The following is a 15,974-nucleotide window of genomic DNA, read 5'->3' as shown; positions in this document are numbered from 1 at the left end:
AACACCGCTGAGGCGACCCACCGCCCCAGCGGCGCTCAGTTCCTCACGGCGCGTACTTCCAGGTGGCCGTCACCGCCGGCTGGAAGCAATGCACGTGCGCCGCCGTCGCGCTGGGGATCTCCTGCACGACGCCCGCCCCGTAACCCCGGGCGCGGCACCACTGGCTCACCTCCAGCCGCGAGCCGGCGGCGGTGTAGTCGCCCAGGTTGGACACCGGGCCCAGCTGCGACTTCTCCACGTCCGTCTGGAGCCCGGAGTTGAAGCAGCCCACCCACGGCCGGGACGTCACCTCGAACACCTGCCCCGTGGTCCACCCCTGGCTGTTGCAGAAGCGGTGCGCCGCGGCGGTACAGTCCGTGCCCGTCACGCGGCGCTCGTCGGTGCAACCCGCGTGGATCCGCGCCAGCTCCTCGAACGTCACCGCCACGCTCTGGTGCTGGATGGGCGCGCACGCCACCGTCAGGTCCGTGGCCGTGGACGCCACCGGCGCTCCCGCGAGCGAGATGGGCGGCCGGTTGCTCACCAGCTGCATGATGGTGTCCCAGGTGTTGGTGGTGTTCGCCATCGCGTCCCCCGCGCCCCGCTGCGCGCACACCCGGTGCATCGCGGACAGACATCCCTGCGAGTTCAGCGCCTGCGTGCCAGTGCACGTCGGCGACTGCGCGCTCATCGCGAACTGGCCCGCTGAGGGCGCGTGCTGGATGGCCTCCTCGCGGCAGTTCGCGCCGTGCGCCGTCATGCAGATGCTGCGGTTGGAGCGCGCGTGCGTGAAGAGGCGCACCTCGTCGATGGCCCCCCGGAATGAACCCTCACCGTTCACCGGGCAGCGCTGCGCATCCAGGTTCGTACCCGCGCCGATGAACAGCGTCCCCGTGCCCAGCCGGGCCGTCCCCGGCGCGACCGGCAGCGCGCGGTTCGTGGGCACGCCGTTGAGGTACTCGTTGAACACGCCGGTGACGCCGTCCCAGGTATAGGCCAGGTGGCTCCACTGCCCCACGGGCAGGACGGGGCTGCCGCCCAGGCGCACCCGCTGGCCGTTGATGACCAGCGAGAACTGCACCTGGTTGCTCGCCTCGTAGATGACGTCCAGCCCACCCTGCTTCTGCATCAGGTAGCGGTACGGATTGCCGGTGGTGCACCCCTGATGGATGTCCGCGTCCGGCCTCACCGCGAACTCCACCGACAGGCCGCGCACGAAGGCCCCCACGCCCGGCACCGTGCCGGCGGCGTCCGTCAGGTTCACCGCGAGCGCGCTGCCCCCGGGCACCAGCAGCGCCTTGCCCTTGCCGTGCGGCTGCCACAGCGAATCCGTGGGCGCCGAGCGCGTCACGGCATTGCCCGGAGAGATGGAGGCCGCGCCCTGGAGCGTGCCGGTGAAGAAGTGCCCGGACAGGTCCGGCGTGCGCGTCAGGTCATACGCGCCCGCGCGCGTGACGAGCTCGTTCATCGGCAGGAAGAGCAGGTGGAAGGGATCCACCAGCTCGCCCAGGTCCACCTCGTTGTAGTCCGCCGTGTTGCTGCCGAAGAGCGCCAGCACGTCGTGCGTCTTCGTCACCGGCAGGTAGTGCGCCTCATTGCTCTGGCCTCGCGGGAAGCTCTGCGACGGCAGCCGCTCCTGCTCGAAGTTCCACATCGGTCCGGAATAGAAGAGGTGCGCCAGGTCCATGCGGTCCGTGTTGATGGCCCCATCGATGTGGTACGCGGTCCAGTTCGTGTCCGCCCCCACCAGGCTGACCGCCTCGCGCCTCGCGCCGTCGGTGTACGTCACCGCGATGTAGAGGAGGTTGCGCCCCTCGTGGTCCACCCAGGCGTACGCGCCGTGGACGAGGGCCCCGGAGGTCGTATCGCCGAAGTCCTCGCCCGTGGCCGCCTTCAGGCGCTTCCACGCGAGCGGGTAGCGCTTCACGCCGGGGTTCGCGTCATTGAACATCATCGACACCGGACGCGGGTTGCTCCAGCCCGTGGCCGCGCACGGCGTGGGGTTGTACGCGTACATCATGTGGTCGATGGCGCCGTTGTTCGCGGGCCCACCCTGGAAGAGCAGCAGCCGGCCGTCGGACGTCATCGTCGGCTCGATGCCGAAGATGCCCGCGCCCGTCACCGTGGTCAGCGTCTCCAGCGCGCCCGTGCTGAACGACGCGACCTCCGCCTGCGGCGTGAAGGGCTGCGACACCCGCACGTCCACCGTGCGCCGCCGGAAGCGGTTGGGCCCGTTGTACATCTGCGAATCGAAGAGGAACGGCTGGTACACCGCCACGCCGCTCAAAAGCGCGTAGGGCTGCGCCGGGTTGGGGAAGCAGAACGCCAGCGCGTTCTCCCCGTTGTGCACGTCCACCGTCTTCCCCGCCGAGAAGGCCGAGGAGAACGACGGCCTGCCCGAGGCGTCGTACGTCACCGCCTCCGGGCGGAACACCCGCGCGATCCACGTCGTCGTCGTGGTCGCCGCGTCCTCGCGGACGTTGCCGATGAAGATGCGGCCATCCACCGTCGACGAGTGCCCGTTGGATCCGAACGGCGTCGGAATGCGCGTGTTCACCAGCGACGGACGCCCCTCCGCGAGCACCACCAGCGGCACCACCGCGAGCGCCGTTCCCAGCAGCGCACCCAGGCTCCAGTTAAGTTTGTTTTGCATGGAAAATAGGATAATCAATTTTCCAGGACCTACCCAACCCGAGGACGATGATGGCAACGAGCGCGGTGAAGACGGCGGGAGTGTGGATGCTGGGGCTGCTTTGGGGACTCACGGCGTGTGGCGGCTCGCCCACCCCGGAGACCCCTGAAGCGGTGACCACGCAGACGCAGGCGGCCACGCAGGCACCGCTGGGCCAGACGGTGTGGCTCAAGGCGTGCGCGACGCAGAAGTTCGTGTCGGCGGACCGCAACCTCAGCACCACCGCGCCGCTGGTCGCCAACCGCGACACCGCGCAGGGCTGGGAGCAGTTCCAGGTGGCGGACGCGGGCAATGACTTCATCTCCCTGCGCGTGAGCGAGACGGGCCTCTACGTGTCCGCGGATCCGAACGCGGGCGGACAGGTCACCGGGTTCCGCACGGCGGTGGGGGACTGGGAGCGCTTCACCTGGGTGCCCTTCCCGGACGGCACCGTGGGCCTGAAGGCGAAGAGCACCGGCCAGTTCGTGTCCGCGGACGCGAACCAGGCGGGCACCGCGCCGCTGTACGCCAACCGCGCCACCGCCGGCTGCTGGGAGGCCTTCTCCTTCGGCATCGTGGGCGGCACCACGGACCGCTGGGTGCAGATCTGGAGCGACGAGTTCGACGGGAACACCGTCAACACGTCCAACTGGGCGCCCAACACCGGCGTGCACGTGAACAACGAGCAGCAGCAGTACACCAACTCGGGCGACAACATCTCCGTGAGCAATGGCACGCTGAAGCTCACCGCGCGCCTGCAGTCCTCCAATGGCTATCCGTTCACCTCCGGCCGGCTGGAGAGCGCGGGCAAGCGCGAGTTCAGCCACGGCCGCGTCGAGGCGCGCATCAAGATGCCGGTGGGCGCGGGCCTGTGGCCGGCGTTCTGGATGCTCGGCAATGACATCGGGTCGGTGGGGTGGCCGGCGTGCGGTGAGCTCGACATCATGGAGAACGTCGGCTACGGCGACTGGACGTCGGGGGCGCTGCACGGCCCGGGCTACTCCGGCAACACGCCCATCAACGGCCGCTTCTACCCGGCCGGCGGCGTGAGCGCGTGGCACGTGTACCGCACCGAATATTCGACCACGGACATCAAGTGGTACATCGACGGGGCGCTCGTGAAGACGACGCCGCGCACCGAGGTCGAGCGCTACGGCCGCTGGGTCTACGACAAGCCGCTGTACATCATCCTCAACCTCGCCGTGGGCGGCGGCTACCCGTTTGGCATGAACGGCGCCACGACGCCCTACTACGGCGTGCCGCAGTCCACGGTGGACCTCATCCGCAACACGCCCCAGACGATGGAAGTGGACTGGGTGCGCGCCTATCAGTGGCGGTAGGCTCCGCGCATGTCGCTTCCGCCCCTCCTCCTGCTGGCTGACAGCTCCCCGCTGTTCTGGCGCGTGGAGGGGCGCCCCTTCCTGGACTTCGTGCGCGTGCACACCGGGGCGGACCTGCGCGTGCCGCCCGTGCGCGCGGCCTACCTGGGCGCGTCCAACGGCGACGAGCCGGCCTTCTATGAAATCTTCACCGCGGCCATGGAGGGCATCGGCATCACCCGCTGCCGGAGCATTCCGGCCGCGCCCTCCGCGCAGGACCTGGCGTGGCTGAAGGACGCGGACGTCATCCTGCTCGCGGGCGGCAACCCGCGCGTGGGCTGGGACGCGTTCCAGGCGCACGGGGTGGACGCCCTCCTGCGCGAGCGTCACGAGGCGGGCGCGGTGCTGATGGGCGTGTCCGCGGGCGCCATGCACCTGGGGCCAGGCGCGTGGTGCGAGGACCTGCCCGAGGAGGGTGAGCCCTTCCCCACGCTGGGGCTCACGCCCTACCTCATCGGCGTGCATGAGCCGGCGGACTGGCCCGGCCTCAAGCTCGCGGTGCGGCGAATGGGGTTGCCCACGCGGGGGCTCGGCATCCCGCACGGCGGCGGGGTGCTCCTCCACGCGGACGGCAGCGTGGAGCCCGTGCGCCAGCCCGTGGTGGACCTGTCGTTGGACGTGGAGGGGCGGCTGCATGAGTCGATGCTGCTGCCCCCCGCCGTGCCCTATCGCGGCGAGCCCCCGAACGCGCCCGTGGACCGACGGCGGCTCCAGTAGGTTTTCGCCTCATCTTCAAGGAACAACGATGGCATCGAGACCGAGCAGGACCGTGGGCGCGTGGGCGCTGGTGTTGGGGCTGACGGCCTGCGCCGGAGCACCGGTCGCGGAGAAGCGCGCCGGGGACGAGTGGGTCCAGATCTGGAGCGATGAGTTCGACGGCGACAAGGTCGATGCGTCCAACTGGATCATCCAGACCGACGTGCACGTGAACGACGAGCAGCAGCAGTACACGACGTCGCCCGACAACGTGTCGGTGGGCGGCGGCACGCTGAAGCTCACCGCGCGCCTGCAGACCGCCAACGGCTACCCGTTCACGTCAGGCCGCGTGGAGAGCGCAGGCAAGCGGGAGTTCAGCCACGGCCGCGTCGAGGCGCGCATCAAGCTGCCGGTGGGCATCGGCCTGTGGCCCGCGTTCTGGATGCTGGGCAGTGACATCCGCACAGCGGGTTGGCCGGGGTGTGGCGAGCTCGACATCATGGAGAACGTTGGCTACGGCGATTGGATCTCCGTCGCGCTGCATGGCCCGGGCTACTCCGGCAACACGCCCATCAACGGTCGGTTCAACCCGCGCACACCGGTGAGCGACTGGCACGAGTACCGCGTGGAGTCCTCAGCCTCGGACATCCGCTGGTACATCGATGGGGCGCTGGTGAAGACGACGACGCGCGCGGAGGTCGAGCGCCACGGCGCCTGGGCCTTCGACAAGCCCCTGTTCATCATCTTCAACTTCGCCGTGGGCGGGAGCTACCCATCCGGCGTCAACGGCGCGAAGGAGCCGTACTTCGGCGTGCCGCAGGCCACCGCGGACCTGGTGCGCGATGCGCCCCAGACGATGGAAGTGGACTGGGTGCGCGTCTCGCAGCGGCGGTAGTCAGCGCTCCGCCCTCCCTCCTACGGGGTATGGAAAGCCCGGCGCCGTGCCTCCAAGTTGGTTCCTCTCCACGGAGGAAGCAGCATGACGGTCACGGTGGTGGTGGTGGTGTCGGGGCCCATCGGCGCGGGGAAGACGACCCTCGCGCAACGACTCGCGCAGCGGTTCGGCGCGCTTCAGCTCAGCACCCGGGACCTCCTCCAGGAGTGCTTCCCGCGCAACGGTGAGGGCCTGCGCCCGCTGCGGGACATGAGCGCCACGCTGGACCAGGAGACCGGAGGACACTGGCTGGCGGACGCCGTGCTCACCTCCCGGGAGCCCCGCACCCGGCTCATCGTGGTGGACGCCGTGAGCAGCGCGCTCCAGGTGGAGGCGCTTCGCAGGAGTCCCCGAGCGCGTGTCGTGCACGTGCACCTGCATGCGTCGGACGAGGAATTGGCCCGGCGTTCGCGCATGCCGGGCGCCACCTTCGAAGAGGCTCGCGCGCACCCCGCCGAGCTTGCGGTGGAGGAGCTGGCGCCGTTCGCGGAGCTCGTCGTGGACACGCAGCGGACCACGCCTGACGCCGTGCTCGTGCGGGTGGCCTGCCAGCTCGGGCTGTTCGGACGTGCTGACGAGCGGCTCGTGGACGTGCTCATCGGAGGCCCGCACTGCCATGAGGACACGGGCCGGGTCGCGGAGCATGTCGCTCCGGGCTACGACGTGCTGATCCGCGTCGGCGGGCTCCACGCGGGACAGCCTGGGCCCGCGGACTTCACCCGCTTCCAGCAACTCCCCTCGGGCACCCGCACGGCACCCGGTGCCTGGGTGGTGCTGGGGCCCGGGACGCCCCTGTCCCTGGAGCGCCTGCGCCTGGAGATGGAGGACCGGAGGCTCCCGCCCGGACAGCTCTTCATCGACCCCGCGGCCGTCGTCCTTCACGGAGGGGCACCAGAACTGGAGGCCGAACCTCCCAGGGTGCGACCCGCCGGGGACGTCGCGGCGCTCCAGCCCTTCCTGCGGCCCACCGCCGACGTGCTGGACGACGCCTTCGCGCGGGGACACCGCGTGCTCCTCGAAGGCAGCGGGCACCCGCATCCCGGAGCCCTCGCGCGCGACACGACGGCGAGCGGCTGTCTGGCGGAGGCAGGCATCGCGCCGGGCCGCGTGCGCCGGACGCTCCTGGTATGCCGTTCAGGGCCCCTGTCGGAGGCGGAGGCGCGGCAGGGTGCCGGGTTCGACTGGGTGCGGCTGCGCAGGGCCGCCTCGCTCAACGCACCCACGGACCTGGCGTTGGGCCTGGTGGGCGACCTGTCCGAGAGCAACTGGGCGACGCGGCGCTTCGAGCAGCTCACCGACGCAGCACGCCAACACCTGGAGGAGGTCGAGCGCGTCGCGGGCGCCCCCGTGTCCCTCCTCTCCACGGCTCCCCTCGCCCGCCACCTCATCGAGCGGACACGGTGGTGAAGGTCCGACAGTTCCCCACTCGCACGAATCTCCGAAACCGTTTCTGATTCACGGGGTTGGTGTGTCCGTACTTGAGGACCTGTCCCCGTTTCCGGAGCCCGCGTGCCCCCACTTCCTGAAACCCCGAGCCGCTGGCTGGTGCTCGGACTGCTGCTGGGGTTCGCGACCCCTGCCGGGGCCAAACCCCCCGGCCCCAGCACCTTCTGCGCCGAGTACCCCTCCGCGCCCGCATGCCAGGGCACCCAGCCCGCCTGCACCTACTGCCACGTCGCCCCGCCCCAGCGGAACGCCTACGGCACCGCCCTGGAGGCCGCGCTCGCGCCCGGCAAGCCGCGCCCCCTGTCCGACGAGGACTTCGCGCTCGGGCTGCCCGCCGCGCTCCGCGCCATCGCCGCCGAGGACACCGACGGCGACAAGGCCCCCAACCAGTTCGAGATCGAGCAGGGCTCGCTGCCCGGCGACGCCACCAGCGTCCCTCCCAGCGGCATCTGCGGCGGCGGGGAGAACCCCCAGTTCAAGGTCTGCCAGTACGACTCGCGCTTCGTGTACCGCCGGCTGCTGAGCGACTTCTGCGGCGTGTCCCCCACCTACGTGCAGGTCCAGACGTTCCTGGAGCTGGGCAACGAGGACAAGAAGCGCGCCTTCATCGACCAGGAGCTGGACCGCTGCCTCCAGAGCGACTTCTGGCGCGGCAAGCACGGGCAGCTGTGGAAGGTCGCGCACCCCAAAATCCGCCCCGTCGGCTCCATCAAGTCGGGCGAGGACGCGGGCCAGATTCCCCTGGCCGACTACTACGACGACTACGCCCTCTTCGCCTGGTCCCAGACGGATGACCACGACGCGCGCGACGTCCTCACCGCGAAGTTCTTCGTCAAGCGCTCCGGCGCGAACCCCACCACGTACACGTCCGTCACCTCCACGTCCTCCCAGACGGTGGACGCGCTGCACCGCGCCGGCAACATGACGAGCGCGTGGACGCTCACCGCGTTCGTGATGTTCACCGCGCTGCCGCGCAACGCCGCCTCGCAGATGTACCGCGCGTACCTGGGCCTGGACATCGCCAGGCAGGAGGGCCTGCACAGCGTCGCCAGCGAGCCCCGTGACTACGACGCCAAGGGCGTGAAGGCCGAGCAGTGCGCGGCGTGCCACGCGACGCTCGACCCGCTGTCGTATCCGTATCGCAACTACAACGGCATCAGCGGTGCGCTCTCCAACCGCTACCTGCCCAACCGCCTGGAGCTGCTGTTCCCCAACGACGCCACCCTGGCCCAGACGCCGGAGAAGGGCGTCATCCTGGGCCAGCCGGTGAACAACCTCCTGGAGTGGGCGCAGGTCGCCTCCAACAGCGACGCGTTCGCCATCTCCACCGTCACCGACTACTGGAAGCTGCTCCTCGGCCATCCGCCCACGCCCGAGGAGAATGAGGAGTTCGTCCGCACGTGGAAGGCCTTCCGCACCACGCACAACTACCGCGTCCAGAAGATGCTTCACGACCTCATCCGCACGGAGGCCTACGGTGCGCCCTGAACGCCTGCTGTTGACCTGCCTCCTCCTCACGGTGACGGGCTGCTCCGACAAGCCGCCCACCGCCATCGACCTGGGCCCCGGCGCCGGCCCCGGCGTGACGCCCACCTACGACGGTGGCGTCGCGAGGTCCCAGAAGGGCAACCTGCGCTTCAAGGGTCCGGAGCGCCTGTCCCTGGACCTGGCGCAGGCGCTGGAATTGCCCGCGTCCGCCGTGTGCAACGAATTGGGCCAGTACCCGTGCCTGGGCGTGCATGGCGTTGCATTGGGCGGCGTGGATCCGTACCAGCACAGCGTCTACGAGACGGCCCCCGTGACGGGCGCCGCCACGCCGCTCGCCGTGGAGCGCACCGTGCTCTCCGCCTGCAACGCGCGCATCGCGCTGGACGTGAACGCGCCGTCCTCGGCGGTGGTGTTCAAGGACGTCACGCTCACGGGCGGCAAGCTCCAGGACGCCGCGAGCCCCGCGGTGGCCACGGCCCTGACCTCGCTGGTGCGGCGCGCGTGGCTGCGCGACCCGACCCAGGAGGAGCGCGACACGCTGGTGCAGCTGGCGCGCGATGTGGAGGCCACCGGCACGCCCAACCCGGGCATCGCCTGGATGCAGGCCGCGTGTCTCGCTGTCTTCTCTTCCGCTGAAGCCGTCTTCTACTGAGGAACCCCGTCCATGACCCTCAAACACACCGGTCGGTTGTCGCGTCGGGAGATGCTGCGGGCGCTGTCGCTCTGCGCGGCGGGCTCCGCCACATTGGGTCCCCTCCTCTCCGGCTGCCGTGAATCGCTGGAGACGCCCGAGGCCCTGGAGAAGCTGGGCCGCAAGCGCGATGCGCTCGACGGCAAGCCGAAGTTCCTCATCGTCATCGGAGCGGCGGGCGGCGCGTCCATCGTCGACAGCTTCCTCGCGGTGCGCCAGTCCGAGTCCGCCAACGCGGGCGGGGTGAACACCTTCCCGGACGCGCAGGTGCAGTCCGTCACGGGCAGCCCCTTCCGCGCGGTGAAGTACAGCAACACGCGCCTGGGCAGCATCCCCATCCCCGTCAACACCGACCAGCTCGCGTTCGTGAAGAAGCACATGAACGAGATGCTGGTGGCCACCTCCGTGGGCACGTCGGTGAACCACGGCATCGCGCAGAAGCGCTCGCTCACGGGCAACGCCGCGTGGCGGGGCCGCACGCTCCAGGAGGCCGTCGCGCTCCAGTGGGGCGCCAGCATGCCCCTGCCCAACGTCAACATGGGCACCGGCGGCTACGCCGAGCGCGGCACCGACGACAGCCTGCCCCTGGCCTGCTTCGGGGAGACGGTGGTGAACCCGTCGCTGTGGCCGCTGGGTCTGGACGGCTCGCGCGGCATCGCCAACGCGCCGTCGAAGGATGTCATCGCGCTGGCGCGCTCCACGCGCAACGCCCTGGACCAGAAGTCCATCTTCGGCCGCACCTTCCAGGACAGCGCGGCCCTCAAGCGCTGGAACGAACAGCGCACCGTGCAGCAGCCGAAGCTGGAGGGCATGGACCTCATCACCCGGCTCAACATCCTGCCCAACGCGCCGCCGCAGATTCCCCTGTCGCAGTACGGGCTGGACAGCTCGCCGGATGGAGCGCGGCTGCGCGCGGCCTTCCCCGCGTTCTTCACCGACCCCGTGGAGGGCCAGGCCGCGCTCGCGTTCCTCCTGCTCAAGTACCGGGTGTCGGTGTCGGTGACGCTCGGGCCCGACTTCAACGTCGCGGTGGGCGGGGCCAACGGCATCGCCAACCCGCCGCTCGCGTTCGACATCAGCCACAACGACCACCGGGGCGGCCAGGCCTTCATGTGGGCGCGCATCCTGGGCGCGGTGGACTCGCTCATCACCCTGCTCAAGGCGGAGCCGTTCGACGCGAGCACCGGCGAGTCCATGTGGGACCGCACGATGATCTACGTCGCCACGGAGTTCGGCCGCACCCGTCCTCGCCCCGCCAACGCCACGGAGTTCGGTTCGGGCCACGACCTCAACAACGGCTTCCTGCTCTTGTCCCCCATGGTGAAGGGCAACACCGTGTTGGGTGGCGTGGATCCGAACACCACGCTCACCTACGGCTTCGACGCGCGCACCGGAGTGGCCCAGCCGGGGAAGCTCACGTCGAACGAGCCGGACATCTACTCGGGCATCCTCACCGCCATGGGCGCGGACCTGGGCGGCAGCGGCCTGCCCGACGCGAGCGCCTTCAAGCGCGCCTGAGGCCAGCGCCCCGTCCCGGCAGCTTCGCCCAGAGCACGGTGGCGTTGGGCCGGGCGGGCTCCGGGGTGATGCCCAGCTTCTTGAAGTCGCGGGAGTAGCGCGAGCCCTTGAGCACCACCGCGCGGCGCGCGACCCGCTGGGCTTCCTCCACCGTGTCGCGTGTCAGCGGTGCGTAGTCCGCGTGGCGGCGCAGGGTCTCGAACGCGATGGAGGACTTGCGCTCCTTCTCGAACATCGGATCGAAGAGCACCACGTCGAACGCGCCGTCCGGCAGCGTGCGCAGGTGTGCCGCCGCGTCCGCGTGCACCACCTCCACCGCGCAGGACGCGGGATGGCGCGGCAGGCCCTCCAGCCCGTGGCGGACCAGCAGGTAGAGCGCGGGACTCTTCTCCAGCGCGGTGACGTGCCCCGACGGTCCCACCAGCCGCGCCGCCACCTGTGCATCCGCGCCCAGGCCCAGCGTGCAGTCCAGCACGCGCTCCCCTTCGTGCAGCTCCGCGATGCGCAGCAGCATGTCCTCCGGCACACCCGCGTCCAGCTGCTTCACGCGCAGGTGCGCGAGCCCTGGCGAGAAGCGCAGCGTTCCTTCCGCGTCCACCAGCGACACGGCGGTGGACTCGAAGACGATGAGCGCGTCCGCGGTGTCGGTGAGCAGCTTCTTCAGCGGCAGCTTGTGGTGGCGCTCCACGTACGGCACGCCCACGCCTTCCGCCGCCTCGCGTGCGCGCTGCGCGAGCGCGTTGTCCACCCGGTCCGACGTGGTGACCACCAGCGCGTGGCGGAGGGAAGTGAGCGGTGGCCCGGACGAGGAGGTCATCAAGGCCGGGGAGCCTACCGCGCACGCGCGGCACAGTTGCCTGCCGTCCGGAGAGCCCCTCGGTGGGGTGCGGATGGCGCACGGCCGGGCCAGGGCCTCAGCACGAGCGCTTCAGCTTCGACCGCATCAAGATGACGAAGGTGTCCAGCTCGGGCTCGGCGGTCATCCACTCCCCACAGCCGGGCCAGGGCCTCAGCGCGAGCGCTTCAGCTTCGACCACATCAGGCCGACGAAGGTGTCCGGCGCGGGTTCGGCGGTCATCAACTCCGCGTCCTCGTAACCGCGCACGGGCGGCGGCAGGGCCTTCGGAGTCGCGGGCAGCGGCAGGGGCTCCGCCCAGTTCTGCCCCTGGGCGTGGCGCTCCATCACCTCCGCGAACGAGCGCCGGGGGGTGCCGTTGGCGGAGATGGCCGCTGCGCCCTCCACCCGCTGGAGCGCCCGGATGCGCGCGACGACGCTGGCGCCCTCGGCCCGCGAGATGCCCGTCACCCGTCCGATTGGACCTTTCGGCCCACGTCCCTGGCTCATCGGCGCCCCTTCCCTTGCGGGTCCAAACGTAGCGCCGAGCCGCCGTCCCGGCCACTGCATGGGTCTCCGGGTGGACGCGGGATGGCCCGTCCGGTCGCCCGGTGTGCGCCAGGAGTCAACAATCGTTGAAACCGCACCCGGGGCTCCCGCGTACCCAACAGGAGCGTCCACCCCGGGCGCGTCCGGAGGCCCCAGTCCATGTCGTCCGCCCGTGCAGTCTCCCACCCCGCCCGCCGTGCCCTGCCGACGGTGGCGCGCCGGCTGTGGCCCGTCGCGTTGGCCCTGGTCGCGGTGTTGAGCGCGTGCACCGAGGCGCGCGGCGCTCCCCCGGGTACGACCTCCGCCACCGCCACCGCTGGCCCGGTGAAGGACGGCCGCAAGTTCACCAAGCCCTCCGACGAAGAGCTGCGGCGCACCCTGCCCCCTTCCGTCTACCAGGTGACCCAGAAGGAGGGCACCGAGCCGCCCTTCCGCAACGCCTTCTGGAACCACCACGAGGAAGGGCTCTACGTCGACGTGGTCAGCGGCGAACCCCTCTTCTCCTCACGCGACAAGTTCGAGTCCGGCACCGGCTGGCCCAGCTTCACGAAGCCGCTCGACAAGGAGCACGTCGTCGAGAAGCGCGACGCGAGCCTGGGCATGGTGCGCGTGGAGGTGCGCTCCAAGGACGGTGACTCGCACCTGGGCCACGTCTTCGAGGACGGGCCGGAGCCCACGGGCCTGCGCTACTGCATCAACTCCGCGTCGCTGCGCTTCATCCCCGTGGGCGAGCTGGCCGCGAAGGGCTACGGGGCGTGGCTGCCAGCCTTCGGTCGCGCGGCCCCGAAGCCGGAGGCCACCACGGAGACGGCGTACCTGGCGGGCGGGTGCTTCTGGGGCATGGAGGACATCCTCCGGAAGATCCCCGGCGTCATCGAAACGGAGGTTGGCTACACGGGCGGCTCGAAGGACTCCGAGCACCCCACCTACGAGGACGTGCACCTGGGGACGACGGGCCACGCGGAGGCCGTGCGCGTCGTCTTCAACCCGAAGCTGCTGACGTACGAGGGGCTGCTGGAGAAGTGGTTCTTCCGCATGCACGACCCCACGACGCTCAACCGCCAGGGCAATGACGTGGGCTCGCAGTACCGCTCCGCCCTCTTCTACCTGTCGGACGCGCAGAAGAAGACGGCCGAAGCGGTGAAGGCCCGCGTCAACGCGTCCGGCAAGTGGCCCCGCCCCGTCGTCACGCAGATTGCCCCCGCGGGCGAGTGGACCCCCGCCGAGGGCTACCACCAAGACTACCTGGTGAAGAACCCGGGCGGCTACACCTGCCACTACCTGCGCGACTGAAGAAGCGTGGGGCCCGTGCGATGGCCACGGGCCCCGGCGCGCTTCACGCGGCGCGGTCGTGGACCTCGAACGTCATCCCCGCCTTGCGCAGGCGCTCCACCAGCACCATGCCCATGGCCGACGCGGGGGTGAGCACGCCGCCGCGCTTGGGCAGCGTGTCGAACGCGAGGCACAGGCCGGACTCGGCGAGCATGCGCGACGTCGCCGCGTAGCCCGGGTCTCCCTGCGCCGCCACCGTGCCCTCCACCTTCACGCGCTGGCCGCTCTTGGGGGACAGCCCCTCGCCCAGCAGGCGCACCTCGAAGCAGCCCCGCTCGCGCGCCGTGGCGGACGGGCCCTCTCCGGGCGCGGGCAGCACGTGCTTCTCCAGCAGGCCGCGCACCACGGACACGTTCGTGGCGGCCATGAAGCCGCCCAGCCCCGCGGTGGTGCCCGCCGCCAGCGCGAGCCCCTTCGGACCGGGCCCGAAGTCGGAGACCTCCGCGTAGAAGAAGTCGCGGCCCCACGGGAAGCCTAGCAGCGCGTTGGAGCGCCGCACGACGCGCGTGTTGACGGACGCCATCACGAACGGCGCCGTCCAGCCCCCGGTGTCCGGGCTCTTGCGCACCGTCATCTGGTCGCGCTCCTCCTTCGTGCCCCGACCGGGCTCCGGATCCAACGCGTGGGCGCTCGTCAGCACGCGGCGCAGCGACGGCTCCGCCTTCACCGCGTCCAGCGTGTCCAGCATGCTCGCGATGGTGCCGCCGCTGAAGCCGCCGCGCATGCGCGTCAGGTGGTAGCGCACGTGGTCGCAGTGGCCGCCGTGCTTCTCACGCATGTGGTCCTGGAGCAGCAGCACGCCCAGGTCGGAGGGGATGGAGTCGAAGCCGCACGTGTGGACGATGCGCGCGCCCGTCTCCCGCGCGTGCGCGTCGTGCGCGTCGATCATCTTGCGCATCCATTGCACTTCGCCCGTCAGGTCGCAGTAGGCCGTGCCCGCGCTGACGCACGCGGCCACCAGCTCGCTGCCGTACCGGTTGTAGGGCCCCACGGTGGAGATGACGACGCGCGTGCGCGCCACCAACGCGGCCAGGGATGCGCTGTCCTTCGCATCCGCGAGCACCAGCGGCAGGTCCGCGCACGCGGGCTGCAGCTTCACCAGCTCCGCGCGGACCTTCTCCAGCCGGTCCCGGTCCCGTCCCGCGAGCGCCCACTTCGCGCCGTGCGCGTCCTGCGAGCGGGCCAGGTACTCCGCCACCAGACGGCCGGTGAACCCCGTGGCACCCCACAGGACGATGTCGAACTCGGTCTTCTTCTCGCCGGCCATGAGGTCTCCTAGTACCGGAAGTCCGCCGCCACGGTGGACAGGCGCATGCCGAAGGTGGAGCGCCCCGGCCACGTCATCGTGATGCGGGTGCGCAGCTGCGACAGCGGCACGGCGGGCGACAGGGTGTACGTGTCGTTGAAGAGGTACCAGCCCTGCGTCATGTCCGGCAGGGAGTGCGTCACCGTGGAGCGCGCGAGCACCGTGTTGCCCTGGAGCAGCACGCTGCCGCCCTGGCCACAGATGAGCGGCGCGGTGCAGCTCGCGTTGCGCATGAAGTACTTCACGTTGACGCTCGTCACCAGCACGTCGCCGGAGCCGATGGCGGGATAGGTGAAGTCGACGGAGCTGCTGGAGCCGTTGCCCTCGATGTACGTCGCGTCGAAGTCCGGCTGCACCGTGTCCTTCACGTCGTTGACGAGGTTCACGTCGTCAGGGACGCCGCGCACACCGGAGCGCGCCACCGCGGCGTTCGGGCGCACCGCGTTCACGTCCGTGAGGCTCGCGCTCGACGTGACGAAGGCGGCGGAGGACGCGTCCTCCGGAAGCTCCGTGCCTCCACAGCCGAGAGCGACGGCGGCAATGACGACACAGGTCGGGTGCATCGAACGCTTCCAGTTCATGGCTGCCTCGGAGTCGAAGGGGACGGCGCGAAGCCGGTGCCTGCGCGTAATCGGACCCTCCATGTGCGCGCAAGCAGGATTCCGTGACAGGGCCTCCCCCTGTGGTGCGCTCCACACCGGCGTCAGGGACGCAGGCGCAGCCGGATGGGGCCGCGCGCGGTGGAAGGGTCCACCACGCGCCCGCCCTGCACGATGTCCAGCACCCCGCGCGCGACGAGCCTGCGGGCCGCCTCGCGCACGGGCTCCATCTGGGAGCGCCAGTCGTCGTCCCCCACCGCACGGGCGACCTCGGAGGGACACACCGTGGCGCCGCCTGCCCGCCGGGCCAGCAGCTCCAGGATGAGCGCCTCCAGCGGGGAATCACGCGCCTGGGTCCGCCTTCCCCGGCACGCGTCCGAGCAGTAGCGCACCGACTCCCAGTCGCGCGCCCACTTCTTGCGCCAGGTGATGGCGCGGCCGCAGACGGCGCAGGGCTTGGGAGGCGGAGGGGACGCCATGCGCGCTCCGATGCCCGTCCCCGCACAGGGTTTCAGCCGCGCCCGCTGCCGGAGCCCTCACTGATCGCCCAC

General features: G+C 70.7%; 14 protein-coding genes. 8 read left to right on the top strand and 6 right to left on the bottom strand.

The window, feature by feature from the left end:
* Window positions 1-43: 43 nt before the first annotated feature.
* Window positions 44-2,632, bottom strand: a complete 2,589-nt coding sequence (locus tag D7V97_RS13800; RefSeq protein ID WP_120611089.1) for a LamG domain-containing protein — start codon at window positions 2,630-2,632, stop codon at window positions 44-46.
* Window positions 2,633-2,718: 86 nt separating this feature from the next.
* On the opposite strand from D7V97_RS13800, the gene D7V97_RS13795 reads away from it, so the two are divergent.
* From D7V97_RS13795 to D7V97_RS13765, 7 genes are all read left to right on the top strand, one after another.
* Window positions 2,719-3,990, top strand: a complete 1,272-nt coding sequence (locus tag D7V97_RS13795; protein WP_233582762.1) for a family 16 glycosylhydrolase — start codon at window positions 2,719-2,721, stop codon at window positions 3,988-3,990.
* 9 nt (window positions 3,991-3,999) lie between these two features.
* Entirely contained in the window at window positions 4,000-4,746 is a 747-nt protein-coding gene (locus D7V97_RS13790; protein WP_120611088.1) for a Type 1 glutamine amidotransferase-like domain-containing protein, read from the top strand.
* 28 nt (window positions 4,747-4,774) lie between these two features.
* Window positions 4,775-5,620, top strand: a complete 846-nt coding sequence (locus D7V97_RS13785) for a family 16 glycosylhydrolase (RefSeq protein ID WP_120611087.1) — start codon at window positions 4,775-4,777, stop codon at window positions 5,618-5,620.
* Window positions 5,621-5,704: 84 nt separating this feature from the next.
* Complete coding sequence (locus D7V97_RS13780) at window positions 5,705-7,066, top strand: AAA family ATPase (protein WP_120611086.1); 1,362 nt, start codon at window positions 5,705-5,707, stop codon at window positions 7,064-7,066.
* Window positions 7,067-7,168: 102 nt separating this feature from the next.
* Window positions 7,169-8,593 carry a hypothetical protein gene (locus tag D7V97_RS13775; RefSeq protein ID WP_233582761.1) on the top strand — a complete coding sequence of 475 codons (1,425 nt, stop codon included), beginning with the start codon at window positions 7,169-7,171 and terminating at the stop codon, window positions 8,591-8,593.
* Complete coding sequence (locus D7V97_RS13770; protein ID WP_233582759.1) at window positions 8,583-9,245, top strand: hypothetical protein; 663 nt, start codon at window positions 8,583-8,585, stop codon at window positions 9,243-9,245. The genes D7V97_RS13775 and D7V97_RS13770 overlap by 11 nt, the downstream gene beginning before the upstream one ends.
* Before the next feature lie 12 nt (window positions 9,246-9,257).
* Window positions 9,258-10,802, top strand: coding sequence for a hypothetical protein (locus tag D7V97_RS13765; RefSeq protein ID WP_120611085.1), 1,545 nt, complete (start codon window positions 9,258-9,260; stop codon window positions 10,800-10,802).
* On the opposite strand, the gene D7V97_RS13760 is transcribed toward D7V97_RS13765, so the two are convergent.
* Together D7V97_RS13760 and D7V97_RS13755 are read right to left on the bottom strand one after the other, a co-directional pair.
* Window positions 10,789-11,619 (bottom strand): class I SAM-dependent methyltransferase, encoded by an 831-nt coding sequence (locus D7V97_RS13760; RefSeq protein WP_120611101.1) that lies wholly within the window; start codon window positions 11,617-11,619, stop codon window positions 10,789-10,791. The genes D7V97_RS13765 and D7V97_RS13760 overlap by 14 nt on opposite strands.
* A 192-nt stretch (window positions 11,620-11,811) precedes the next feature.
* Window positions 11,812-12,108, bottom strand: a complete 297-nt coding sequence (locus D7V97_RS13755; protein ID WP_120611084.1) for a hypothetical protein — start codon at window positions 12,106-12,108, stop codon at window positions 11,812-11,814.
* Window positions 12,109-12,345: 237 nt separating this feature from the next.
* Here D7V97_RS13755 and D7V97_RS13750 point away from each other — a divergent pair, with 237 nt between their 5' ends.
* Window positions 12,346-13,479, top strand: coding sequence for a bifunctional methionine sulfoxide reductase B/A protein (locus D7V97_RS13750; protein ID WP_120611083.1), 1,134 nt, complete (start codon window positions 12,346-12,348; stop codon window positions 13,477-13,479).
* Window positions 13,480-13,522: 43 nt separating this feature from the next.
* On the opposite strand, the gene D7V97_RS13745 is transcribed toward D7V97_RS13750, so the two are convergent.
* The 3 genes from D7V97_RS13745 to D7V97_RS13735 form a co-directional block, all read right to left on the bottom strand.
* Window positions 13,523-14,785, bottom strand: coding sequence for a trans-acting enoyl reductase family protein (locus D7V97_RS13745; protein WP_120611082.1), 1,263 nt, complete (start codon window positions 14,783-14,785; stop codon window positions 13,523-13,525).
* Window positions 14,786-14,793: 8 nt separating this feature from the next.
* Window positions 14,794-15,405, bottom strand: a complete 612-nt coding sequence (locus D7V97_RS13740; RefSeq protein ID WP_147444810.1) for a hypothetical protein — start codon at window positions 15,403-15,405, stop codon at window positions 14,794-14,796.
* A 122-nt stretch (window positions 15,406-15,527) separates the two neighbouring features.
* Window positions 15,528-15,902, bottom strand: a complete 375-nt coding sequence (locus D7V97_RS13735) for a DUF2256 and DUF3253 domain-containing protein (RefSeq protein WP_120611080.1) — start codon at window positions 15,900-15,902, stop codon at window positions 15,528-15,530.
* Window positions 15,903-15,974: the final 72 nt, after the last annotated feature.

Origin of the sequence: Corallococcus sp. CA053C (assembly GCF_003611675.1) — a bacterium.
GTDB lineage: Bacteria > Myxococcota > Myxococcia > Myxococcales > Myxococcaceae > Corallococcus.
The sequence above is the reverse complement of the archived record's forward strand: the minus strand, read 5'-3'. Positions and strand labels throughout refer to the sequence as shown.